This is a genomic window from Streptomyces sp. R302 (assembly GCF_012927245.1).
Taxonomy (GTDB): domain Bacteria; phylum Actinomycetota; class Actinomycetes; order Streptomycetales; family Streptomycetaceae; genus Streptomyces.
In genome coordinates this window covers 1-22,547 of the sequence record NZ_JABBGE010000002.1, presented here as the reverse complement: position 1 = coordinate 22,547, position 22,547 = coordinate 1, and the positions used below count along the sequence as shown (strand labels likewise).

The 22,547-nt window shown below is 69.0% G+C and carries 29 protein-coding genes and 2 pseudogenes; 22 read left to right on the top strand and 9 right to left on the bottom strand.

All coding sequences use genetic code 11. The annotated features are described in order from the left end of the window. Positions 1-25: 25 nt before the first annotated feature. From HHL19_RS06060 to HHL19_RS05995, 14 genes and pseudogenes are all read left to right on the top strand, one after another. The gene (locus tag HHL19_RS06060) at positions 26-619 is read left to right on the top strand and encodes a hypothetical protein (protein ID WP_031013958.1); all 594 of its coding nucleotides are present in this window, start codon (positions 26-28) and stop codon (positions 617-619) included. 169 nt (positions 620-788) lie between these two features. Continuing rightward, entirely contained in the window at positions 789-1,220 is a 432-nt protein-coding gene (gene rpsP, locus HHL19_RS06055) for a 30S ribosomal protein S16 (protein WP_030496986.1), read from the top strand. 2 nt (positions 1,221-1,222) lie between these two features. Then, positions 1,223-1,462: an RNA-binding protein gene (locus HHL19_RS06050; RefSeq protein ID WP_005311361.1), complete on the top strand. Its 240-nt coding sequence runs from the start codon at positions 1,223-1,225 to the stop codon at positions 1,460-1,462. Positions 1,463-1,540: 78 nt separating this feature from the next. Next, positions 1,541-2,152 (top strand): ribosome maturation factor RimM, encoded by a 612-nt coding sequence (gene rimM / locus HHL19_RS06045; RefSeq protein WP_169086411.1) that lies wholly within the window; start codon positions 1,541-1,543, stop codon positions 2,150-2,152. Further along, a complete protein-coding gene (gene trmD / locus HHL19_RS06040; RefSeq protein WP_169086409.1) occupies positions 2,149-2,970 on the top strand; it encodes a tRNA (guanosine(37)-N1)-methyltransferase TrmD in 822 nt (273 codons plus the stop codon). The genes rimM and trmD overlap by 4 nt, the downstream gene beginning before the upstream one ends. A 127-nt stretch (positions 2,971-3,097) precedes the next feature. Next, the gene (gene rplS / locus HHL19_RS06035; RefSeq protein ID WP_030496989.1) at positions 3,098-3,448 is read left to right on the top strand and encodes a 50S ribosomal protein L19; all 351 of its coding nucleotides are present in this window, start codon (positions 3,098-3,100) and stop codon (positions 3,446-3,448) included. Between the two features lie 69 nt (positions 3,449-3,517). After that, a pseudogene (gene lepB, locus HHL19_RS06030) lies at positions 3,518-4,291 on the top strand (signal peptidase I); the annotation flags it as partial. Positions 4,292-4,451: 160 nt separating this feature from the next. Next, positions 4,452-5,465 carry a signal peptidase I gene (gene lepB, locus HHL19_RS06025; RefSeq protein ID WP_169086405.1) on the top strand — a complete coding sequence of 338 codons (1,014 nt, stop codon included), beginning with the start codon at positions 4,452-4,454 and terminating at the stop codon, positions 5,463-5,465. Next, entirely contained in the window at positions 5,401-6,351 is a 951-nt protein-coding gene (gene lepB, locus HHL19_RS06020; RefSeq protein WP_169086403.1) for a signal peptidase I, read from the top strand. The genes lepB (HHL19_RS06025) and lepB (HHL19_RS06020) overlap by 65 nt, the downstream gene beginning before the upstream one ends. 52 nt (positions 6,352-6,403) lie before the next feature. Further along, entirely contained in the window at positions 6,404-7,159 is a 756-nt protein-coding gene (gene lepB, locus HHL19_RS06015; protein ID WP_169086401.1) for a signal peptidase I, read from the top strand. Next, complete coding sequence (locus tag HHL19_RS06010; RefSeq protein WP_169086398.1) at positions 7,156-7,767, top strand: NUDIX hydrolase; 612 nt, start codon at positions 7,156-7,158, stop codon at positions 7,765-7,767. The genes lepB (HHL19_RS06015) and HHL19_RS06010 overlap by 4 nt, the downstream gene beginning before the upstream one ends. Before the next feature lie 56 nt (positions 7,768-7,823). Further along, positions 7,824-8,132, top strand: a complete 309-nt coding sequence (locus HHL19_RS06005) for a DUF2469 domain-containing protein (protein WP_005311352.1) — start codon at positions 7,824-7,826, stop codon at positions 8,130-8,132. A 114-nt stretch (positions 8,133-8,246) separates the two neighbouring features. Beyond that, positions 8,247-8,612 carry a YraN family protein gene (locus HHL19_RS06000; protein ID WP_169086396.1) on the top strand — a complete coding sequence of 122 codons (366 nt, stop codon included), beginning with the start codon at positions 8,247-8,249 and terminating at the stop codon, positions 8,610-8,612. 1 nt (position 8,613) lies between these two features. Continuing rightward, a pseudogene (locus HHL19_RS05995) lies at positions 8,614-8,775 on the top strand (ATP-binding protein); the annotation flags it as partial. Between the two features lie 373 nt (positions 8,776-9,148). Here HHL19_RS05995 and HHL19_RS05990 read toward each other — a convergent pair. Continuing rightward, positions 9,149-9,670, bottom strand: a complete 522-nt coding sequence (locus HHL19_RS05990) for a hypothetical protein (protein ID WP_169086395.1) — start codon at positions 9,668-9,670, stop codon at positions 9,149-9,151. Between the two features lie 243 nt (positions 9,671-9,913). Between HHL19_RS05990 and HHL19_RS05985 the strand changes: the two genes are divergently transcribed. From HHL19_RS05985 to HHL19_RS05970, 4 genes are all read left to right on the top strand, one after another. Further along, complete coding sequence (locus tag HHL19_RS05985) at positions 9,914-10,129, top strand: hypothetical protein (protein WP_169086393.1); 216 nt, start codon at positions 9,914-9,916, stop codon at positions 10,127-10,129. Positions 10,130-10,501: 372 nt separating this feature from the next. Continuing rightward, complete coding sequence (locus HHL19_RS05980) at positions 10,502-10,951, top strand: hypothetical protein (RefSeq protein ID WP_169086391.1); 450 nt, start codon at positions 10,502-10,504, stop codon at positions 10,949-10,951. After that, positions 10,948-11,907: a hypothetical protein gene (locus HHL19_RS05975; protein ID WP_169086389.1), complete on the top strand. Its 960-nt coding sequence runs from the start codon at positions 10,948-10,950 to the stop codon at positions 11,905-11,907. Before HHL19_RS05980 ends, HHL19_RS05975 begins: the two co-directional genes overlap by 4 nt. A gap of 73 nt (positions 11,908-11,980) precedes the next feature. After that, the gene (locus tag HHL19_RS05970; protein WP_169086387.1) at positions 11,981-12,244 is read left to right on the top strand and encodes a hypothetical protein; all 264 of its coding nucleotides are present in this window, start codon (positions 11,981-11,983) and stop codon (positions 12,242-12,244) included. A gap of 191 nt (positions 12,245-12,435) precedes the next feature. On the opposite strand, the gene HHL19_RS05965 is transcribed toward HHL19_RS05970, so the two are convergent. The 3 genes from HHL19_RS05965 to HHL19_RS05955 all read right to left on the bottom strand — a co-directional run bounded on the left by HHL19_RS05965 (position 12,436) and on the right by HHL19_RS05955 (position 14,743). Further along, entirely contained in the window at positions 12,436-12,660 is a 225-nt protein-coding gene (locus HHL19_RS05965) for a hypothetical protein (RefSeq protein WP_169086385.1), read from the bottom strand. Between the two features lie 16 nt (positions 12,661-12,676). Then, positions 12,677-13,651: a hypothetical protein gene (locus HHL19_RS05960; RefSeq protein WP_169086383.1), complete on the bottom strand. Its 975-nt coding sequence runs from the start codon at positions 13,649-13,651 to the stop codon at positions 12,677-12,679. A gap of 201 nt (positions 13,652-13,852) precedes the next feature. Then, entirely contained in the window at positions 13,853-14,743 is an 891-nt protein-coding gene (locus tag HHL19_RS05955; RefSeq protein WP_169086381.1) for an abortive infection family protein, read from the bottom strand. 263 nt (positions 14,744-15,006) lie between these two features. Here HHL19_RS05955 and HHL19_RS05950 point away from each other — a divergent pair, with 263 nt between their 5' ends. Then, complete coding sequence (locus HHL19_RS05950) at positions 15,007-15,534, top strand: hypothetical protein (RefSeq protein ID WP_169086379.1); 528 nt, start codon at positions 15,007-15,009, stop codon at positions 15,532-15,534. A 178-nt stretch (positions 15,535-15,712) separates the two neighbouring features. On the opposite strand, the gene HHL19_RS05945 is transcribed toward HHL19_RS05950, so the two are convergent. The 5 genes from HHL19_RS05945 to HHL19_RS05925 are packed head-to-tail and all read right to left on the bottom strand — an operon-like array spanning position 15,713 to position 18,868. Next, positions 15,713-16,324, bottom strand: a complete 612-nt coding sequence (locus HHL19_RS05945) for an NUDIX domain-containing protein (RefSeq protein WP_169086377.1) — start codon at positions 16,322-16,324, stop codon at positions 15,713-15,715. Positions 16,325-16,329: 5 nt separating this feature from the next. Next, positions 16,330-17,451: an adenosylhomocysteinase gene (locus HHL19_RS05940; RefSeq protein ID WP_169086375.1), complete on the bottom strand. Its 1,122-nt coding sequence runs from the start codon at positions 17,449-17,451 to the stop codon at positions 16,330-16,332. Positions 17,452-17,503: 52 nt separating this feature from the next. Next, positions 17,504-17,989 carry a DUF5949 family protein gene (locus HHL19_RS05935; RefSeq protein ID WP_169086373.1) on the bottom strand — a complete coding sequence of 162 codons (486 nt, stop codon included), beginning with the start codon at positions 17,987-17,989 and terminating at the stop codon, positions 17,504-17,506. Beyond that, the gene (locus HHL19_RS05930; protein WP_169086371.1) at positions 17,983-18,420 is read right to left on the bottom strand and encodes an ATP-binding protein; all 438 of its coding nucleotides are present in this window, start codon (positions 18,418-18,420) and stop codon (positions 17,983-17,985) included. The genes HHL19_RS05935 and HHL19_RS05930 overlap by 7 nt, the downstream gene beginning before the upstream one ends. A gap of 7 nt (positions 18,421-18,427) precedes the next feature. Then, positions 18,428-18,868, bottom strand: a complete 441-nt coding sequence (locus HHL19_RS05925; RefSeq protein ID WP_240981461.1) for a hypothetical protein — start codon at positions 18,866-18,868, stop codon at positions 18,428-18,430. A 157-nt stretch (positions 18,869-19,025) separates the two neighbouring features. On the opposite strand from HHL19_RS05925, the gene HHL19_RS05920 reads away from it, so the two are divergent. From HHL19_RS05920 to HHL19_RS05910, 3 genes are read left to right on the top strand one after another with little or no spacing between them, the layout of a single operon-like run. Further along, entirely contained in the window at positions 19,026-20,129 is a 1,104-nt protein-coding gene (locus HHL19_RS05920; RefSeq protein ID WP_169086369.1) for a hypothetical protein, read from the top strand. Between the two features lie 16 nt (positions 20,130-20,145). Then, complete coding sequence (locus HHL19_RS05915) at positions 20,146-20,811, top strand: YdcF family protein (protein WP_169086367.1); 666 nt, start codon at positions 20,146-20,148, stop codon at positions 20,809-20,811. Further along, the gene (locus HHL19_RS05910; protein WP_169086365.1) at positions 20,756-21,544 is read left to right on the top strand and encodes a WbqC family protein; all 789 of its coding nucleotides are present in this window, start codon (positions 20,756-20,758) and stop codon (positions 21,542-21,544) included. The genes HHL19_RS05915 and HHL19_RS05910 overlap by 56 nt, the downstream gene beginning before the upstream one ends. The last annotated feature ends 1,003 nt before the right edge of the window (positions 21,545-22,547 follow it).

Sequence of the window (22,547 nt, the reverse complement as noted above, 5' to 3'; positions counted from 1 at the left end):
GGGGATCCAGCTCGTTGTACCCGACGTGAGCACGACACCACCTGTCCTCGCCGCAGAGCTGGCGCAGGCGTGGGCCGACATTCAGCGGCACCACCCCGAGCTGCCGGACCTCGCCGCGCCCGAGTCCCTGATCGGAGAGTCCTCGTCCGCCTGCGGCGCCGAGCTCTCCTTCGAGCGACTGCTCCACGAGGCAGTCCACGGCATCGCCGCCGCCCGGGGTGTCCGCGACACCTCCCGCGCCGGCCGCTACCACAACCGCAGATTCCTCGCGATCGCCGAGGAGATGGGCCTCGACCATCCCGAGGAGCCGCACGCCAGCAGCGGCTTCTCCCTGGTCACGCTCAACCCCGAGGCGAAGCGGCGGTACCGGCCCACCATCGAGCGGCTCCAGCGCGCCCTCAAGGCCCACACCGTCGCCACCGCCGCCGACACCAAGCGCTCCTTCCGCGGACCGGCCGCCCGGCACGGCTCCTCGGGCGGCGGCGTCCGCGTCAAGGCCGTCTGCGACTGCGGACGCAACGTACGCGTGGTGCCCTCGGTGCTCGCCCAGGCCCCGATCGTCTGCGGAGGCTGCGGCAAGCCCTTCCGGATCCCCGAGACGGTGGGCGCCGCCGGCTGACCTGGCGGCGAGCGGCACGGCGGCGTGTGGCACAATGGACAGCTGTACTCGACAGTCGCACAGGACCCCTCTCTCCTCCGGCTGACGCGTCCATCGGGCACCCGAGTACCGCAACCCCACGTGGCATCTCAAGTGCCCAACCACGTCAAGACCAGGAGACACCACTCCAGTGGCAGTCAAGATCAAGCTCAAGCGCCTCGGCAAGATTCGCCAGCCGCACTACCGCATCGTCGTCGCCGACTCGCGCACCCGCCGTGACGGCCGCGCGATCGAGGAGATCGGCCTCTACCACCCGACGTACAACCCGTCGCGTATCGAGGTCGACTCCGAGCGTGCGCAGTACTGGCTCTCCGTCGGCGCCCAGCCGACCGAGCCCGTCCTCGCCATCCTGAAGCTCACCGGCGACTGGCAGAAGCACAAGGGCCTCCCGGCCCCGGAGAAGCCGCTGCTCGCCCCGGCGACCAAGGAAGAGAAGCGCGCTTCCTTCGACGAGTTCGCCAAGGCCCTCGAGGGCGCTGAGGACAAGGGCGAGGCCATCACCCCGAAGGCCAAGAAGGCGAAGGCGGACGAGGCCGAGGCCGAGTCCACCACCGAGGCCTGATCATGCTCGAGGAGGCTCTCGAGCACCTCGTGAAGGGCATCGTCGACAACCCCGACGACGTGCAGGTCGCCTCGCGCAACCTGCGTCGCGGCCGCGTGCTCGAGGTCCGGGTCCACCCCGACGACCTCGGCAAGGTGATCGGTCGCAACGGCCGCACCGCGCGTGCGCTGCGGACCGTCGTGGGCGCCATCGGCGGTCGTGGCATCCGCGTCGACCTCGTCGACGTGGACCAGGTCCGCTGAAAGTTTGACACCGGCACGGGCCGGGGAGGGCACACCGCCCACCCCGGCCCGTTGCCGTACGACAGGAAGAGTTCACCAGTGCAGTTGGTAGTCGCGCGGATCGGCCGCGCCCACGGGATCAGGGGCGACGTCACCGTGGAGGTGCGCACCGACGAGCCCGAACTGCGGCTCGCCCCCGGCGCCGTCCTGCTCACCGACCCGGCCTCCGCCGGTCCGCTGACCATCGAGTCCGGCAAGGTGCACAGCGGCCGACTGCTGCTCCGCTTCGAGGGCGTCCGCGACCGCAACGGAGCCGAGGCGCTCCGCAACACCCTCCTCATCGCCGAGGTCGACCCGGCGGAACTCCCCGAGGAGGAGGACGAGTACTACGACCACCAGCTCGTCGACCTCGACGTGGTCCTCGCCGACGGCACCCTCATCGGCGCCATCACCGAGATCTCCCACCTGCCCTCGCAGGACCTGTTCATCGTCGAGCGGCCCGACGGCACCGAGCTGATGATCCCCTTCGTCGAGCAGATCGTCACCGAGATCGACCTGGAGAACCAGCGGGCCGTCATCGACCCGCCGCCCGGCCTCATCGACGACCGCGCCGAGATCGCCTCCGCCCGCGACGCCGAGTCCGCCGAGTCCGCCGAGTCTGTCGAGTCTGTCGAACAGGGCGAAGAGGGCGAAGAGGGCGATCAGGCATGAGGCTCGACGTCGTCACGATCTTCCCCGAGTACCTCGAACCGCTGAACGTCTCCCTCGTCGGCAAGGCACGCGCGCGTGGACAGCTCGACGTCCACGTCCACGACCTGCGGCAGTGGACCCACGACCGGCACAACACCGTCGACGACACCCCGTACGGCGGCGGCCCCGGCATGGTCATGAAGACCGAGCCCTGGGGCGAGGCCCTCGACCAGACCCTCGCCGACGGCTACGACGCCGGCGCCCACGGCCCCGTCCTCGTCGTCCCCACCCCCAGCGGCCGGCCCTTCACCCAGGAACTCGCCGTCGAGCTCTCCGAGCGGCCCTGGCTGATCTTCACCCCGGCCCGCTACGAGGGCATCGACCGCCGCGTCATGGACGAGTACGCCACCCGCATGCCCGTCTACGAGGTCTCCATCGGCGACTACGTGCTCGCCGGCGGCGAGGCCGCCGTCCTGGTGATCACCGAAGCCGTCGCCCGGCTGCTCCCCGGCGTCCTCGGCAACGCCGAGTCGCACCGCGACGACTCCTTCGCCCCCGGTGCCATGGCCAACCTCCTCGAAGGCCCCGTCTACACCAAGCCCCCGGAGTGGCGCGGTCACGCCATCCCCGAGGTGCTGGTCAGCGGCCACCACGGCAAGATCGCCCGCTGGCGCCGCGACGAGGCCTTCCGGCGCACCGCCGCCAACCGGCCCGACCTCATCGAGCGCTGCGACCCCGCCGCCTTCGACAAGAAGGACCGCGAGACCCTCTCGATCCTCGGCTGGGCCCCCGAGCCCGGCGGCCGATTTTGGCGCAGGGTCGAGGGCGTGGAAGAATAGGCGACTGCCGTACGTCCGGCGCGCGCCCCTGCCACAGGGGGAGCCGCCCGCCAACGACCGTACGGCGCTCCCATGATTCGTACGTCACCGCTGATGGCCTGTGGCATCGGCGAGGAAAGAGACCTCCATGGCCTCCCTGCTCGACCAGGTGAACGCGGCTTCGCTCCGCTCCGACCTGCCCGCCTTCCGTCCCGGCGACACCGTGAACGTCCACGTGCGCGTCATCGAGGGCAACCGCTCCCGTATCCAGCAGTTCAAGGGCGTCGTCATCCGCCGCCAGGGCTCCGGCGTCTCCGAGACCTTCACCGTCCGCAAGGTCTCGTTCTCCGTCGGCGTCGAGCGCACCTTCCCGGTGAACAGCCCGATCTTCGAGAAGATCGAGCTCGTCACCCGCGGTGACGTCCGTCGCGCGAAGCTCTACTACCTCCGCGAGCTGCGCGGCAAGGCCGCCAAGATCAAGGAGAAGCGCGACAACTGAGCTCCGGCTCACCGCTCGCGCGAGGCTTCACGCTCCACGTACAGGCGGGCCGGATAGGCTCACCCCCCGATGGACACCGAAGCACAGCACACGGAGCGCGACCCCTCTTCCCCGGCGGAATCCCCAGCGGATCCCACCACGGAGGACGGGTCGCGCTCCGTGCGCGTTTCCGGCCGCGCCGGACCCTCCTGGCGCAGGACGGGGCTGGTCGGCGCCGCCTGTGTGGTCTTCCTGCTGCTCCTCAGCCACTTCGTCGCCCAGCCGTTCCTGATCCCCAGCGGCTCCATGGAACCCACCCTCCAGGCCGGGGACCGGATCCTGGTCAACAAACTGGCGTACCGTTTCGGCAATGAGCCGCGCCGCGGTGACGTCGTGGTCTTCGACGGCACCGGATCCTTTATCCAGGAGGAGCCGGCGGGCAACCCCGTCACCGGCCTGCTGCACGACGCGGCGGCCGCGCTCGGGCTCGCGCCGCCCGACGAGACCGACTTCGTGAAGCGGGTCGTCGGCGTCGGCGGCGACCGGGTCGTCTGCTGCGACGAGGACGGCCGGATCACCGTCAACGGCGGCCGGGTCCAGGAGCCTTACCTCACCCCGGGCGACCGGCCCTCCGACGTCCCCTTCGACATCGTCGTCCCCCCGGGCACCCTCTGGGTGATGGGCGACCACCGCAGCCAGTCCAGCGACTCCCGCGACCACCTCGGCAGCCCCGGCGGCGGCGTGGTCCCCGTCGACAAGGTCGTCGGCCGCGCCGACTGGATCGTCTGGCCCTTCGCCCGCTGGACCATCGTGCCCGAGACCGACGCGTACGACTCCGTCCCAGCACCGCCCGCCGGCGGACACCCCTTCGGACCGCGGGAGAGCGGCGCACGGGGGAGCGGGCAGGAGAACGTACGGGGAAGCGGCCAGAAGGACGTACGGGGAAACGGCCAGAAGGACGTACGGGGAAACGGGCAGGAGGACGTACAGGGGAGCGGGCAGGAGGACGTACGGGGGAGTGGGCATGGGTAGCCGGGGCCGTCCCCGGGCGGGCGCCGCGCCGGAGGGGGCGCAGGCGCCGCCGCCCGGCCGGGCCGAACGCCGCCGCCTGGCCCGCAGGGTCCAGCGGCGCCGGCGGCGCTCCGCGATCCGCGAGATCCCCATCCTCGTCGGCGTCGCCGTGCTCATCGCGCTCGTCCTCAAGACCTTCCTCGTCCAGGCCTTCGTCATCCCGTCCGGCTCCATGGAGCAGACGATCCGGATCCACGACCGGGTCCTGGTCGACAAGCTCACCCCGTGGTTCGGCTCGAAGCCGCAGCGCGGGGACGTCGTCGTGTTCAAGGACCCCGGCAGCTGGCTCCACCAGGAGACCGCCCCCACCGCCGAGGACCCCGTCGGGATCAAGCAGCTCAAGCAGGCGCTGACCTTCATCGGCCTGATGCCCTCGGCCGACGACCGGGACCTCATCAAGCGGGTGATCGCGGTCGGCGGCGACACCGTCCGCTGCTGCGGCAAGGACGGCCGCATCACCGTCAACGGCGTGCCGCTGGACGAGCCGTACCTCAACCCCGGCGACAAGCCGTCCACGATCCCCTTCGACGTGAAGGTCCCCGAGGGCCGCGTCTTCGTCCTCGGCGACCACCGCTCCGACTCCGCCGACTCGCGCTACCACTTGGACGAGCCGGGCCGGGGCACCATCGCCGAGGAACAGGTCGTGGGCCGCGCCGTGGTGATCGCCTGGCCGCTCGGACACTGGCGCGGCCTGGAGGAGCGGGAGACCTTCGCCGCCGTGCCGGACGGACGTACGACCTCCGAGACCGCGCTCGGCATGTCGCATAGTGTGTCCACGCGGAACGTGAACGGAATGCCCTGGCCGCCGACCCCTGCGGAACTCCTGCTCGTTATGGGAGTGGCGGGCCTGTCCCTGTTCCGGGACGGGCAGTTGCACGGAGTGAGGAGTGGATGTGGGGGAAGTGGCCGTCGGCGCACGTTCCGGACACGAAGGGCCCGAGGACAGGGCCGACGGGGCCAGAGGTGAGAACGTGACGGAAGAGAACAACAGCGGCGGCTCGTCGCCGTCCGGCGGCGACCGGCCGGACCACGGCGACGGTGCCGAGGGCACCGACGGTGCCGAGGGCACGGGGGCGCGGCCCAGGAAACAGCGTTCCTTCTGGAAGGAGCTGCCGCTCCTCATCGGCATCGCGCTGATCCTCGCCCTGCTGATCAAGACCTTCCTGGTGCAGGCGTTCTCGATTCCCTCGGAATCGATGATGAACACCCTGAAGAAGGGCGACCGGGTCCTCGTCGACAAGCTGACCCCCTGGTTCGGCTCCGAGCCCGAGCGCGGAGAGGTCGTCGTCTTCCACGACCCGGGCGGCTGGCTGGAGACCGCGGAGACCCCGAAGCCGAACGCGATCCAGAAGTTCCTCAGCTTCATCGGCCTCATGCCGTCCGCCGAGGAGAAGGACCTCATCAAGCGGGTCATCGCCGTCGGCGGCGACACCGTCTCCTGCAAGGAGGGCGGCAAGGTCGTCCTCAACGGCAAGGAACTCGACGAGACCGCCTACCTCTACCCCGGCTCCGTGCCCTGCCAGGACTCCTTCGGCCCGATCAAGGTCCCCCAGGACCGCATCTGGGTCATGGGCGACAACCGGCAGAACTCGCTCGACTCCCGCTTCCACCAGGAGCTCCCGGGCGGCGGCACCATCGCCAACGACCAGGTCGTCGGCCGGGCCGTGGTCGTCGCCTGGCCCCTCACCCGCTGGGCGACCCTGCCGGTCCCGGACGTCTTCGACCAGCCCGGACTCAACCCGGCCGCGGCCGCCGCGCCGGCCATGGCCCCCGCGGCGGCCGGCCTCGCCGGAGCGCTCCCGCTGGTGCTCTGGCGCCGCAGGAAGCGCTCCACGGGCCATACCGCCGAGTAGCTTCGCGCGGGTAGGGTGCCGTCCCAGATCGTCGACGGACTCTGGGGTGCACATGAGCGCAGCGACCAAGAAGACCGACGGCCGCGGCCGTCTCGGCAGCGTGCTGTCGGGACTCGCCGTGGCCGTCGGCTGTCTGCTCTTCCTCGGCGGCTTCGCCGCGGGAGCCGTGCTCTACCGGCCGTACTCGGTGCCCACCGGGTCCATGGCCCCCACCCTGGAGATCGGCGCCAAGGTGCTCGCCCAGCGCGTCGACGGCACCGACGTGCGCCGCGGTGACGTCGTCGTCTTCGAGGACCCGCTCTGGGGCGGCGCGACCATGGTCAAACGGGTCGTCGGCGTCGGCGGCGACACCGTCGCCTGCTGCGGCACCGACGGCCGCCTCACCATCAACGGCACCCCCGTCGACGAGCCGTACCTGGGCGCCCAGTCGGGCGGCCCCGGCGGGGTCGTCCCCGACGAGTTCAGCGCCACCGTCCCCGAGGGCAGCCTCTTCCTCCTCGGCGACGACCGCACCACCTCGCTCGACTCCCGCAGCCACCTGGAGGACGCCGCGGGCGGCTCGGTGCCCCGCTCCGCCGTCGTCGCCCGCGTCGACTCCGTCGTCTGGCCGCTCTCCGGCGGCGTCGTCGAACGCCCGGCGGGCTTCGCCGCCCTGCCCGGCGGCATCTCGACCCCCGGCCCCGTCACCCTCCTCCTCACCGCCATCGGCGCCGGCGCCGCCCTGATCCTGGGCGGCGCCGCCTACGGCCCGGTGGCCGACCGGCTCGGCGGGCGGGGCAGGGGAGCGCGAGAGAAGGTGAAGGCATGACGGGCGGTACGGGCTCCGGCGACGGCGGTACGAGCTCCGCGGGCTCCGGCGGTGGTGGCGGTACGGGGATCGGTACGGGTACGGGTGCGAGTACGGGCTCCGGTGGCGGCGGGGACGGGCGTGAGGTGCGGCAGGTCGCGCGGGTGATCCTGCTCGACCCCGACGACCGCGTGCTGCTCATGCACGGACACGAACCCGACGACCCCGGCGACACCTGGTGGTTCACCCCCGGCGGCGGCCTCGAAGGCGACGAGACCCGGGCGCAGGCCGCCCTGCGCGAGCTCGCCGAGGAGACCGGCCTCACCGACGTCGAACTCGGCCCCGTCCTCTGGCGGCGCCACTGCTCCTTCCCCTTCGCCGGCCGCCGCTGGGACCAGGACGAGTGGTACTACCTCGCCCGCACCCGTCACACCGGCCCCGTACCCGGCCCCCAGGCCCTCACCGAGCTGGAGACCCGCAGTCTCTCCGGCCTGAGATGGTGGACCTCCGCCGAACTGTCGGCGGCACATGAGACCGTGTACCCCATCAGGCTCGCCGAGCTGCTGCGCACGCTGCTCGACGAGGGACCCCCGAGCACGCCCGTCGTCCTCGCCCCGGAAATCGTGTAGGGGCGCGGCCCGACTGGCGCACAATAGGGGGACGCACGGCTGAAGGGGAACATGCCATGAGCGCCGAGGACCTCGAGAAGTACGAGACCGAGATGGAGCTGAAGCTCTACCGGGAGTACCGCGACGTCGTCGGGCTGTTCAAATACGTGATCGAGACCGAGCGGCGCTTCTACCTCACCAACGACTACGAGATGCAGGTGCACTCGGTCCAGGGCGAGGTCTTCTTCGAGGTCAGCATGGCCGACGCCTGGGTCTGGGACATGTACCGGCCGGCCAGGTTCGTCAAGCAGGTCCGCGTCCTCACCTTCAAGGACGTCAACATCGAGGAGCTCAACAAGAGCGACCTCGAACTGCCTGGCAGCTGAGCTCCGCTCTCCTCACCCGTGTGAGTGACGCGGTTCCCCGGGACCGCCCACTCGTCCACAGCCCCGCACACGCCCAGGACCACCTCCGTCACAGTCGGTGACGGAGGTGGTCTCATGAACGCGACCCAAGCACTCGGACGGTACGGAGAAGAGCTGGCGGCCCGCCGGCTCACCGAGACCGGACTGCACATCCTCGCCCGCAACTGGCGCTACGGCCGCGCCGGAGAGATCGACATCGTCGCCCGCGACGGGGACACCCTCGTCATCTGCGAGGTCAAGACCCGCCGCATCGGCGACTTCGAACACCCCATGGCCGCCGTCACCCCCGACAAGGCCGCCCGGCTCCAGCACCTCGCCGCCTGCTGGCTCGACCGCACTGGCACCCCGCCCCCCGCCGGCGGCGTCCGCATCGACCTCGTCGGCATCCTCCTGCCCCGCCGCGGCGCCCCCGTCCTCACCCACGCCCGGGGGGTGGCCTGAGATGGGCTTCGCCCGCACCTGCTCCGTCGCCCTCGTCGGCGTCGAAGGCGTCGTCGTCGAGGTCCAGGCCGACCTCGAACCCGGCGTCGCCGCCTTCACCCTCGTCGGCCTCCCCGACAAGAGCCTCACCGAGAGCCGCGACCGCGTCCGCGCCTCCGTCGTCTTCCCTGTCAAGTCCTACGTGTCGAAGCCACGGGCTAGGGAGAGGGGTCGATCGTCCGCCGTCCGCCTCCCGCCACGGCGTAGGTCCCAACTCCTCGGCCGTGTCGGCCGTTTCCCCCTCGTGTCACACCTGGAGGCTGTTGGCGTTGCTGTAGCCTGAAGGGGTGCAGCTATTCGGGGGGGTGCCGTCCGCGGAACGGACGGGGTTGGCGAGATCATTTACTGTCCGTCAAGCCAAACGGTTGATGGATGCTGTGCCGCGAGCAGAAGCGGAAACGCACTGGCGTCGTCGATGTGAGGCTGCTCATGCGCCCTATTCGACAAGCCGTCTCCCGATGGACATGAGCGGTCAGGGGCAAGCCGCTCTGATGCGATCACTCGAGCGTTGTGCGCCCGGAACTCGGTTCGCTGAGATCTGCGCCGCCTTCGCCGAGCGGTTGGAGAAATACGAGCGGACGGAGCTTCCGTCTGACCAGGCGGACGCGATCCACCAGCACACCCTGTTGCTTGTGGGTAACGCTGTGGATCATGTCCGTCAGGTCTGGAGAGTGTCTGACGAGATCGAGAGTCTCCAGGCTGAAGAAGCGGCACTGGGCAGGAGTAACCATCGGCTCCTGCGAGTACTGAGGTCGGCGCAGATCCCGCTGTGGGCCCTGGCCGTTCTGCGGGACACGCCCCGCAGCGACATCCTGTCGCTGACTGCCGAGCAGCTTCTCGAGCTCGCTGGCCTCGGCGGCCCGAGCTTCAGGTTCAAGAGGGTCACGCGGGAAGACGCCCTGACCGAAGCAGCGGCTGTTCTCGATCTTCTGCGGATCTTGGCGGTAATCGGTCTGGAGCCGTCGAGCTGGAATGAGTTTCTCAGGGGTCTCGCGGCGCGTCTTGAGTATGCTGATCACATCCAGGCTTCTCGGGTTGAGGAAGTCCCGGTTCCGCCTCGACCGTGTCGTCCACCAGGCGAACTCGTGACGGCGGCACCTCGGGTGCCGCGAGCGCCGGGTCGTGTGGTCCCTCGCTGTTCCACTGGCAGGGGCCGCACTCAACTGCGTTGCCTCGGAAGGCGCGGAGGGCGTGGAGGGCGCCCGACCGCGCTCCTGTAATAGGCAAGCAAGTTCTGCGGTCCTGCGAACAAAGGACCGATTGTGAACCCGGAAGCTGTTCTCGGCTGGATCTCTGCACTTGCGGGCGTAGGGTCGCTCGGCATTCAGGGCTTCGAGCTGTGGCGGGACAAGCGCAACAACTCTGACCGCGATGCCTCCGAAGTGCCGGGCGAGCCCACTGGGCTCCTCGACGGCGACGGACTGGACGACGTGGCCGACGACCCTGGCGACCAGCAGGGCGAGATGCCGGCTGAGTAAGTAAGCGAAGTGGCTGGGACACCCGTCTAGCGGGGTGTCTCAGCCACTTCGCGTTTCACTGGGCCAACCTGGAGGCCAGAGACGTGGGCGGCGAGCCGGGTGGAACCGATGACTGAGCATTTGCGCAGGTCGGCGAAGTGCAGCAGGAGGGTCCGCATCGGCGACGATGTTTCCGACGCAGTCGGCAGTCTGGATGTCCCTCTTTCGAGTGCCCTCCGCGCGAGGGGCGGATCCTATGTTCCAGCGACCGAGCTGCCGATAGTGTGGCGGCTCGAAGCGAGGGGCAGTCGGCGACAGCCGGTGCAAGGGGGGACTGTGATTCCAGCGCTCACCCAGAGTGGCCTTTTGCCGCCCGGTCGTCACCCTGCGACCATGGCGGAGATCAAAGAGTTTTTTGTCGAGCAAGCTCCTAACGTCGATCGTCGACGTCGGATCTTCCGTGCCTTCGAGTTGTATGCCGAAGTCATCGGCGATGTTCTTGAGCGAGGCACGTTTTGGGTGGATGGTGGGTTCTGTTCCTATAAGTCGGCTCCCCCTGAAGACATAGACCTTGCCGTTCTGATCGACCCGACCCTGCCGCTGACAGATAAGGATCATGAGCGGCTGGTCCCACTTTTCACGCTTCAGGAAGTGCAGACGGGCATGCCGCAGGGGTGGGTCGACCGCGTCCAGCCCATGGGTGGCCTGATCGACAGCTTCGCCGTGATGGCTGGCGTTGCCGCGCAGGAGGAGTATTGGCATGACACCTGGTCCAAGGTGAAGGGCCCCGATGGGCAGCTGATCCCTGGGGCGGTCAAGGGATACCTGGAGGTGAGCTGGTGAGCAACGATCTTCGCGACAAGTACGCTCGCGCCCTCCAGACGGCCGAGGGAAATGACCCCCTTTCTCGGCTCGCCCGGGCCAGCCTGCAGACCTCAGCGGCAAAGTTCAGCGGCCTTGGCCTGCATGATGTGGCTGCCAGCCCAGGACTCAACTTTCGCCTCGCGGACACGGGGCACGGTGGTCTCATCGCGGCCAATGAGGTCGGAGACTTCCTTCAGCGTGTTCAGAAGGCTGTGGCGCGACTGGCCAAGGCGAGGCGCGCTCGCATGGCAGATGTCGTGAAGCTACTGCCGCTGGACTTCGAACTTGCCCGGCTGGACGTCGCCTCCTCTGGAGCGGGCTCCGTCATCGTCGACCTGAGGCCCCATGTGCCCGTTGATGAAGACGGGCGGGACGAGCTCCCCCCTGGCGGCGTCTCGTGGGCCGAGATTGGCGCGGTAGAACTGGTTCGCGCTCTGCCGGAAGGCCCCGAAGACGAAGCCTCCATGGACTCGCTGTTCAGTGCTTCGCCCGTTTTGCGTCGTGCAGTAGCTGACCTGATCTCTGACTTGCCGAACCCGAACCTCGAAATCGGCCTGTCTGTGCAGCGAGGAACGGGTGAACGGCTCGCCTCCGGTCTTTCGGCAGGTCAGGCAGCTTCGCTCCGTGATCGCTTGAACATCATCAGGGAAGAGCGCGAGATCATTCGGATGCGAGGACGTCTCGACGGCCTTCGAACGCGCAGGCAAATCTTCTATCTCGAGACCCCGGCCGGGGTCGAGATCCATGGGTTTGTGGACGAGTCCCTGGTCAACGTGGTGAAACAGCATCTCGACGAGCAGGTGGACGTAGCGCTTGAGCGCTTCGTGCTGCGATCAGCTGCAGGCAAGCGCAGCCAGCGTCGGTATCGGCTCGTCGAAGTGGCTGGCCAGCTGTCCCAGCTCCCGCCTGAGGGCGAGCTGGACGAGGACACGTAGATCGGGTGCCCCCAGGTAGTTGTCCCGAACGCTTCATGGGTTCGGGACAACTGACCATCCGGGGGCTCGAAGCTTGCAAGCCCCGGACTGGGCGGCCGGCGATGTCCTCGAAGGTCGCAGTGGTTTTGCTGACGGGAAGTTGGTGAATGCCGTCCTGATCGAGCTGAGGGCGGAGCGCCGAATGCTTGTCGACCAGGTGGTCAACGATGTCGCTCGCCGGGGTGCGCAGGAACTCGTCCGGGTCCCGGCCAAGGGCATCTTTCTGCATGCCCATCAGCTTGTCGCGCAGGGTCTTGTGCAGGTCTCGTTGCCCGAAGGGCGTCGACCGCCGGTATGAGGTCTGCTTTATGAACACATTGTGTGACTAAATGCTGGCAAGCCGTGAAACCAAGATGGGGTTTCCGCGGCGAACGCGCGGCCTGCAGCCTGGAGGGGGGATCCGAGGTGACCGCTAGGTAGTAACGCCACTGGGCCGTCCATCGCCTCGGCAATCCGGCCAGACGGTGGCATCTGTAAGTGAAGCGTCACTCAGTGTGCGGGTTGCACTTCCATCCGCCCGACAATCACAGCCTCAACGGGAACTCCATCGACTTCGGACGGCAGGTCAGGGCGGTCGTCGCCATCAACGAGGTTGACTCGGATGACGTAGCGAGTCCTGTTGCCGCCGATTCCGACCCCGTTGACTCGTGAGTCGGCGGCCAGCCTGTGGGCGAGCGTTCGCTTCGCGGCCTGGACAGCTTTGAGGTCAGCCATGCTTCCTCCCTCCGGCTCAGGTGACGAGTCTCGCGCCAAGACGGTCAAGGACCATCGTGAGTGGGTTGACGACTGTCTCATACCCCTTGCTCCCTGAACTACGGGTGCCTGCGAACAGCAGGCCAATGGCTTCCCCGGGCCCGATGGCGGAGACGAGTGAGCCGCTATCTCCTTCGTCGCTGAACCGTGTTCCGTCTTCGGTTCCCACCTGGATCTGGCCGTGGAAGACGAGGCGGCCCAGGGGACCGTAGTCGATCTCCAGATTGTCGCTTTCGATCACGGTGATGCGGCCGGTTGTTCGCCCGGTTGTTCGCCCTGTCTTCTCGACGGGCTCATCCGGTTCCGGATCGATCGGGCCGCCCGGAAGGACGCCGCCGATGCGTGGTTCAGAGGGAATGTCCTCATCGACGCGGCAGACTGCGGCATCCACGGTGTTCAGCTGGTCGGCCGGAAGGAGCTCGACGAAAGCGGCCAGGATCCCAACGCGGTCCGTGCCGATCTGCCCCCCATCAATTGGGCTCGGGTGCAGTATCTCGTCGCCGATGCTGGCTTGGTTACAGTCCGCGAGGACGTGGTTGTTGGAGAGGAAGTGCAGAAGGGGATCGTCTTCGACAACGACAAACGCGCCGAGCGTGCCGGCCCCCACGCGGCGATGAGCGACAGAGGATCCGCTCGTCAGAGGGCTGTGCTGTGCCTGAACCCGCCCCAAGAAGCTGACATCCACCTCGTGACATGCGGCGGCGCTGATCCTTTCGACCTCCATCTGTGCTTCTGAGGCCGTGGTCTGCAGCCGTAGGGCGATCGCGTAGCCCTTCTCTCCGTTCCTGCAGATGCCGACGGCGATTCCGCTGGTTCGAGGCTCAGAGCTTGCGCTTGTGAGCCCGTGGGTCACGTTCGCCATCCACCGTTCGCGACGGTGGTGCAGCAGCTTGTCGTGATGCTCGCTTGCGAGGATCTCCTGCTTCAGGTCCCGGGCGGACTCCAGGCGCATGGCTTCACCTGCTTAAACGGATGAACTCAAGATCGCGATCCAGATGCTGGGCGACGGAAGACGGTGCGAGTGGGGCAAAATCGCTCTTTTGGGTCAATCATGGCCCAGCTGGCGGGCCACGGCGCGATGGTGCTCGCCGAAGTCCCCTGAGGGCTGGGAGAACCCGGGCCACTCCTTTCGGTCGGATCGACCCGTGGGTGATCACGCGAAGAGTTCGCTCAGTCGGCTCGTGATGAACCGGGTCATGGTGTGGGCGGAGTCGATGACCAGCAGGACGTGGCTCTCCTGGAGCTTCTTTGGGGCGGCAGGGTTGCCATGGCCGGTGCCGACCTTGTTTCGGGTTTCGGCGATGCCGGTGATGACGGTGCTCATGGCGTTGAGGGTCTTGGCGATGCCGATGTCCTTCCCGCCGAGTGCAGGGTCTGCGGCGGGGTCCTCCTGAATGAGTGTCCGCAGTCGCTTCCAGAGCTGCGGCATCTCGTCCTTCTCGAAGCCGGTGACCGTCGGGTCGGCGTAGTGGATCGCGCCCTTCATCGCCGCTTCGACGAGTTCCTTCGCGGCACCGATCGCTGCCCGGCGCTGGGCGACGGTCCGGCGGGTGCGCATGGTGCTGAGGTAGCCGTCGAGGACAGCGTCCTCGATGAGTCCGAGCTCGCGGAGATGGGTCCAGCCGCCTGCCGCGTCGCGCTCTGCCCCGGCTGGAGTGGGGGCGGCCTCGCCGATCAGCTGCTTTACGCTTTCCAAGCGGCTGCGGATCGCGATCCTGGCGTTGTCGATGAGCGTCGGCAGTTCCTCGGCTCCCTTGCCGTTGGGGTGGCGGATGACGCGGTGGCGCATTGCTTCGGGGAGGTAGCCCTTGGCGTACTCGTCGAGATCGGCGACCCACTTCTGGGCCTTCTCGACGGTATGGTGCTGGCCCTCGTCGAAGACGGCCTTCAGGCTGTCGCCGGCCATCAGTTCGGCGGTGCTGAGGTTATCCGCTCCCAGGCGCCGCATGAGGGCGTCGATCGCCTCCAGCCGTTCCCGGCCCTGGTTGAGGAAACGGCGGAGCTTAGTAATGACCGAGGTGGACAGGTCTGTGGGCGTCGGCATGTTCGACAGTGTGCCTGGCGAGCCCGGCCGTGGATGCCGATGCTGGCGAAGCAGTGGAGGCGATCGAGAGCAAGCTGAGCTGGGGGTGTTCCGTGATCTTCCGGGAGGGGCTTGCCGAAACCACTCAGTGTCCACTGGGCCCGGATTCGCGAGCCTTCCATGAGAATCGCCGGTATCTCGGTGGCAACCATGCGTGTCAGCGGTGTGTGGCACCCTGGCAAAGCATCACAACACCACCGAAGTGACGCCAAGTTGGGGGTTCCATGAGTGATTGGCTCGACCGCACGATCAGGGATGACCACCGTGCCAAGGGAGCTCTTCGCGAGTACGTGTATGAGATTCCGGTTCCGGCTGAGTCAGCGGAGGGTGCGGAGCCCAGCGGGACTGTGTTGTTGAGATTGATGGCCGAGCCGAGCCCGTCCTGGGGTGGCGTTCAGGCGAGCGATGGGTCCTCCAGCCGTCCGGAAACCAGCTGGAAGTACATCCTGCGAACGCAGGCCCGGCAAGCTTCGGGCGGCGTTGTCGTTGCCGAGCCGTTCAGCGGGGGGTTGCCGTTCACGGTGACAGGCGTCGGACCGTGGGAGGCGGAGCCTGAAGGTGGCTTCGACCCCGACGTCCTCGCAGCCCGTCTCCTTGCGTTCGTGAGCGACTGGCGTAGGCCGGAAGGACCGCTCACTCCGGACCAGCGTGAGTGGTTCCGCTGGCTCGGCCCTGCGGTCGACGCACTGCTGCCGGCCGAGGAGGAAGCCGCCGTGGAGTGGATCCACGACCACCGACCGGCTGATCAGTAGGCATCTGAAGCCCCTCGCCGAAGTCGACTCCCCAGTTTTCCTGGTAATCCGAGAGCTCACGCCGTCGGCCGACACCGTAGATCTCGTGGTGTCGGCCGTTCGCTGATCGGCGCCAGCCAGCGGAATGACCGGAAGACCTCTCGGCTTCCGATCCCCGATCGTCGGTCCCGTCAGTCCCTCACTCGCCTGCGAGAGGCCAGGGTTCGGCGAGGGGGAGCTGGCCGTTCATCGCGGCGTCGCTGTCAGCGTCGAGGAGGGCTGTGGCGATGCGCTGCCGCAGGGTCGGGTCGGTGATCTCGTCGATGTCGCGCCAGGCGGCGCCGGAGACCTCCTCGGTCTGCAGGTCGCCGACGTCGGCGGTGGTGCGGAAGAGGAAGCGGAAGTCGAAGTGGTGGTGGGCGGGTTCGTCCTTGGCGGGGTTGGCGTCGATGGGGTGGACGTCGATGTGGAGGGGGGCGTGGCTGCGGGGGGTGACGAGGTGGGGCGGGATGCCGGTCTCCTCGGCGAGCTCGCGGCCGGCGGCCTGGAGGAGAGTGCCGTCGGAGGCTTCGAGGTGGCCTCCGGGCAGCAGCCACTTGCCGGTGGCGTTGTGGAGAATGTGCAGGATGCGCCTGTCGGGGCTGACGAGGATCGCGCCAGCGGTGACGTGGCCGGGCAGAGTCTTGCGGCTGGTGAGGTCGTCGCCGTCGTCCAGGAGGCCGAGGACGACGCCGAGCTCGGTCTTGGCCTCGGGGTGCTGGTCGAGGTAGTCGGCCAGGGTGGTGCGGATGTGGTCTGCCGTGATGGCCATGGTGATCACCTGTTGAAGTAGTTGAGCCAGGTCGCCGCGATGGCGGCGCGGTCGGCCGCGGGGACCTCGTGGATGCCGGGGGCGAGTTCTTCGCGGGTGAGCATCCTGATCCCGGCGAGGATCTCGGCCTGGACCAGGAAGATGAACGGCCCAACGCTGGCGCCGTGGATGAAGTTGACGGCGTTGCCGCCGTTCGCCAGATAGAAGTAGTGGCCGGTGGTCTGGTAGCGGGTGACGTGGTCGCCGACCTGCGTGCGGGTGTAGACGTCGGGCAGTCCGGCGAGGTCGAGTTCATCCTCGCTGGAAGTGACCGTGGCGATGTAGGTGCCGTTGCGGAGGTGGGCGAAGTCCTCGCCCCGCAGGGAGACCGCCCCGGTCGCGCAGAGGACCAGGCCGGCGCCGGTCAGGGCGGCCTCGCGGTCGCGGGCGACGTTGAAGCCCTGGGAGAGGGCCTGGGTTCGGCGGACGGGGTCGATGTCGAAGACGGTGACCTGGACGCCCTTGGCGTGCAGCAGGCGGGCGATGGAGGAGCCGAGCTTGCCGAAACCGATCACGAGGGCGGGCCGGCCGTGGAGGATGTCGCCGCGTCCGCGCATGACGGCCTCGGTGGAGAACACCACCGACTGGCCGACGAGGAAGTCCTCCGGGTCCTTCAGCGGGGACCGGGCGACCGAGATGACGGGACAGGGCAGTTTGTCGAGGTCCTCGTAGCGGCGGTGGCCGTTCTCGGTGTCCTCGATCACCCCGGCGAGCCTGCCGGTGAAGCGGCTGTGGATCGTCTCGAGGGTGGGGGCGAAGTAGCCGCCGACGTCCAGGAGGCAGGTCGTCTCGCCGGCGGCCCGGGATTCGAGGTAGTCCAGGGCGGTATCGGGGTCGGTGAACAGTTCGCGGCTGAGGGTGTCGACGGCGGTGGTGTGCTCGACCTCGCGCCGGGCGGCGGGGCTGATGGACTTCGGCTTGGGCAGCACCGCCTTCAGGGCGGTCATCGCCGCGACGGCGCGGACGAAGGAGGGCCGCTCGGGCAAGAGGTGCGTGATGAGGAAGGCGGCGGTCTCCTCGTCGGGGGCGAAGGTCGTGGCGATCTTGGTGAAGTAGGCGTCCAGCCTGGCGCGCTCGAAGATTTCCATGGCAGTTCCCTCTCCGGAAGGTGAGTCGGGCGGTGCATGGGGGCTGGGTGGTTCAGGCGGTGCGGGAGGTGCGGCGGGCGAAGCCGAACAGCAGCCGGCCGCGGGCGAGTGCGGCATCGAGGTAGGCGTCGACGCGGGGTGCGTTGGCGGACTGGGCGAGCGGGTCCAGTCCGAGGATCAGGGTGGCCCGTCCGTGGTCGTGGACGAGTCGGGTCCACTGCGGGTGGGCGGGCAGCTTCAGGCCCCAGCGGGCGCCGGGGAACCTCAGCAAGACGTGTGAGCCGACGGTCACGAGGGTTCCGAGGGCGTCGGGGACCGGGTCTTCGGCCTGGGCGAGACCGCCGAGGGTCTTGGCGAGGTGCCGCATGCGTGCCTCGATCGCGTCGGGGGTGTAGTGGCTGGTGCGGCCGAGCCGGTGGGCCAGCAGGAGATGAGCGACTTGCTGTCCGTCCGGGGCGGTGCCGGGCCAGGTCCAGGCGCCTAGCGAGGCCAGTAGCCCGGTGTCTGGGCCGGTCGCGGGGACGGTGCGGGTCAGCACGTCCGGACCTCCTGACCGACCTGGACGGGGGCGGCCGGCAAGGCGGTGGGGAAGTGGGACCAGACGATCTTCCCGCGCGGCTGGCGGGGAGTGACGCCCCAGCGGGCGGCGAGGGCGGCGGCGATCACCAGTCCCCGGCCGGTCTCGGCCGCCGGGTCCGGTTTGGCGGGTTCGGGCAGGGGCCGGTGGGGGTCGCGGCTGTCGTGGACTTCCAGGCGGACGCCGTCGGTCTGGGCCTCCAGGCGGACGAGGAAGCCGTGGTCGCGGTCGCTGCCGTGAGCGAGGGCGTTGGTGGCGAGTTCCGAGACGACCAGGCGGATGTCGCCGGTGTCGTCCAGACCCCAGTCCCTCAGCGTTCGGGTGGTGAAGTCACGTGCCGCTTTGACCGATTCGGGCCGGTGGTCGAAGAACCTCTGAGTCGCTTCAGGCATGGGGGCCTCACGTGTCGTGGTCCAGAGCGGGGGCAGGGCCGGAACTGCGGCGGCGGCCCCATCCGGAGGGGGCCCCGGCAGGGCCGGGAGCGGCCGGGCGAGGGGTGCGGGGGCCGCGGACCAGCAGCAGCCGAGCGCCGGAGGCGGTGATCCGGCCCTGACGGGGGACGGCTATCGCCTTCGGCCCGAGGTGCGAGAGGGCGGGCAGGACGACGCCGTAGGTGCCGTGCAGGTCCAGGACGTCCAGCAGACCGGTGAACGCGGCCGACCGCTCGGTGCCCGCCGTCCGTTCGGTGAAGACCCCGTGCAGGTCGAGCTCGTGCTGGCGGCAGTACTCGGCCAGAGCGTCGTGCAGAGCGTCCTGACGGGCCCGGGAGACCCGCACCAGCCTCAGGAAGCCATAGACGACCGGGCCGCTGACGCCGCGATGCTCGGTGAGGGGCTCCATCGTTCGCAACCATCCAAAGGTCCGGCAACTGCTGTCACCGGTCAGCCTGGCCCTGGCCCCGACCACCGGGGAATGACCGCCTGTTGCACTTCCGTGGCACTTGCGTCCCCCCGCCCCGGCCTGGCGTGCTTCGATGACGGCGGGAAGGGAGCGACGTGTGGCGACCGTGCACCACTGGACCGGGCTGGAGGCCAAGGCACTCCGGCTCGCGCTGCGGCTGAGCGTCCGCGCGTTCGCAGAACACCTCGGTGTCGGCGTGCGGACCGTCTCCAAGTGGGAGAAGCTCCAGGCGTTAACCGAGCCTCGCCCGGACACCCAGGCGATCCTCGACACGGCACTGGCCCGCGCGGACGCGGCCGCCCATCTGCGGTTCGAGACGTTCCTGTCCGAGGCCGGGCGGCCCGGGCCGGAGACCGCTGGCCGGCGGGTGACGCCCGCCGGGCCGCTGGCCTGGGAGTACGAGTCGTGGACCGACGACCTCGACCGGGCCGTGGTCGCCCTGTCGAGGCAGGATTTCGCCTTCGCCGAGAGCCTCATCAGCCGGTGGACCAGCCGCTTCACCCCGCTCAGGCTCGATGACCGGGGCCTGTATCTTTTCGCCCGTTCGACTGCCCTCCTCGGCGATCTCCAGCGTGACCAGGGCAGTGTGGTCGGACCGCTGTCCGCCCAGCGCTCGTATGTGACCGCCAAGTCGCTGTTCACCCAGCTCGACATCCCCCGCCGGATCGCCCAGCTCGACCTGTCCCTGGCCGTCGTCGCCGAGATGTCCGGGAAGCTGGAGACGGCCGCCCGCCAGTACGAGCACCTCGCGGTCGACGACCGGCTCTCCCGCCGGGACCGGGCCCGGTCCCGGCTGTGGGTGGGGACCGCGCTGAGCAAGGACGGACAGCACGACTATGCGACCCGCGTGATGCTGTCCGCGACCCGCGACTTCGAGGACCTCGCCGAACCGGAGGACTGGTCGGTGGCCCACCAGAAAATCGCCCTGGCCCACCGCGGCGCCGGCGACCTCTCGTCCGCCCTGCACTTCATCACCGTCGCCCGCGGCACCGCCACCACCGACGCCCCCATGCAGAAGGTCCGCCTGGACACCGCCCACGGCCACATCCTGCTGAGCGACCCCGCGACCCGCGATGATGGCCTTCACGTCCTCGACAAGGCCGCGACCATGGCCGCCCGCTTCGGGCTGTCCCACCAGCTGGCCAGCATCGAGAACATCAAGGCCATGAGCACGGGGCCGGACGGCCCCGCCAGCCGGTGACCAGGGAGAGACCAGCGTGGGCGATAACCAGCAGACCATCACCGAGGACCAGTGGCGCCAGACCAAGCTGATCTGGGACTACCACCAGATGCAGCACCAGGTCCGGTCCGTCGACGTGGCGATTGGCCTGGGCAGCCACGACCTCGGCGTCGCCGCGGCCACCGCCGACCTCTATCACCGCGGCCTGTTCCCGACGCTGGTGTTCACCGGCGGCAACAGCCCCACAACCAAGGCCCGCTTCCCCCGTGGCGAGGCCGTCCACTTCCGCGAGCACGCTCTCGAACTCGGCGTCCCCGACGAGGCGATCCTCGTCGAGCCAAACGCCGCGAACACCGGCCAGAACATCACCCTCACCCGCGACCTGCTGGCCGCGGCCGGCATCGTCCCGGCGACGGTGATGCTGGTCTCCAAGCCCTATATGGAGAGGCGATCGTTCGCCACCGCCCGCAAGCTGTGGCCCGACGTCGAGATCGTGTGCGCGTCGGAACCGCTCGAGCTGGACGACTACGTCAAGTCCATCGGCGACGCCAAGCTCGTGGTGGACATGCTCGTCGGCGACCTCCAGCGGGTGATCGAGTATCCGAAGCAGGGCTTCGCCATCGCCCAGGATGTCCCGGAGGACGTGCATGCCGCATACGAGTCCCTCATCCGCGACGGCTTCACCAGCCGCCTCATCTCCTGACCGGCCGACGGGCGGGCTGTGTGCGATCCACCAGCCCAACGTGTTTCCGAGGCTGGCCACCCTGGCCAAGCTGTTCGCGGCGGACACCTGGATCGTCCTCGACGACGTCCAGTTCACCCGCCGCGACTACCAACACCGCACTCGCCTGGCCTCCCTGACAGACCCGGACCGGACCCGGTGGCTGTCCATCCCCACCCACCTGCCCCAGGGCCGCCAGACCGCTGTCCAGGACGCTCGGATCGCCGACCCGGCCCTGGGTCGGCGTCGGACAGAGGCGATGATCCGGCAGGAATACGGGGCCAGCCCTGACTGGCCCGCTCTCCAGACGGCTCTGGAACCGGTCTGGGCCGTGTTTGACACCGGCCGGACCGCCGCCGTTGCCGAGACCTCCACCCGCGTCCTGCTGGACCTTCTCGGCTGGAACGGGCGCGTCCTGGCTGCGAGCGGGCTGCCAGCCCGGCCGGAGCGGTCCCAGCGGCTTGCCGACCTCACCGCCGCCGCCGGCGCCGGCACGTATCTGTGCGGGACCGGCGGGATGACGTATCTCGACCCGGCCCCCTTCACCGCCCGCGGCATCACCGTCGCCTCGTTCCTGCCCCCGACCACCGGGATCTGGGCTACTGCCCGGCGCGTGACCGCTCTGTGGGCCCTGGCCCGCCTCGGCCCCGACGCTCTCGCCGCCCGACTCCGGGCCCTCGCCAGCAGCCCGGACTCGCTCGAAGCCGCAGCCTGAAGACCGTCCCCCCTCGAGGAGGGGGGACGTACCACTGAATGTCCTCAGTCGCGTACGACTTCCTCGTGCACCATCGCGTATGGGATGTACCTCGGTCACACGCCCTCTTGGCTCCGGGCCGGGAGCCAAGGCAGGCCCGCACACAGGTGTGGCGTCCCTGACAACAGGCAGCCAGAGATTCCGCTTAGGTCTGTTCGCGGAGCCGCAGAGCCGTGTCGGCCTCCCGCGCGGTGGCCGCCGCCCCGCTGGATGGCGCGGCGACACTCTCGCTTGTGTGACGAACGCCACACCCTCTCCGGTGCGTCCGAAGCGGCCGTTGGGCGTGGTGCGGGACGGCGCGGTTCGGAACCGTGCACCCCTCCTCACCAGGGCTTCGGCTACCTCACCCCGTCCGTGACGGTGGAGGAGCTCCGCTGGAGTGCCCTCCGTTGGACGACGAGCGGCTGCCACGAACAGCCAGAGAGGGCTCCTCCCGAACGGAGCTCATGCCGGGGTGGACAGCCGACACTCCGGCGCCTACTCACTGCGCAAGGCGCCAGGAGAGCACCAAGGGGACGCGCTCCGAATACCCGTGCCTCGGGGCCTTGGGCTGCACCTCGCCCGGCGGGACACGCCCCCCTGCGAGCAGGCCAGCCGCACCTGGGATCAATCTCGTTGGGAATTCTGTCGCCCAACTCTGCGCGTTCGTGTCCCGTCGTTCCGGCCCGCACAACGACGCCTTCCTGTGTGGTGTTTCGGGGTGGGGTGGTTCGGCTTCAAGAGCGTCCCTGTTCGTTTCGGAGGCGTGGTCCTCGGCTTCGGGAGCGTCCCCGTTCGTTTCGGGAGCACGCTGCCGGGCTTCGACGCCGGCGGACGCAGGCCTTGGTCTCGCGGACGCAGGTCTCGGTCTGGCCTCGGTCTCGCGAGGAGGTCTCGGCGTTCAACGACACAGGTCTCGTCTTCATCGCGACAAGATTGGCGTTCAACGACACGGGGCCCGTGTTCAACAGCTGCTGTCGCGACA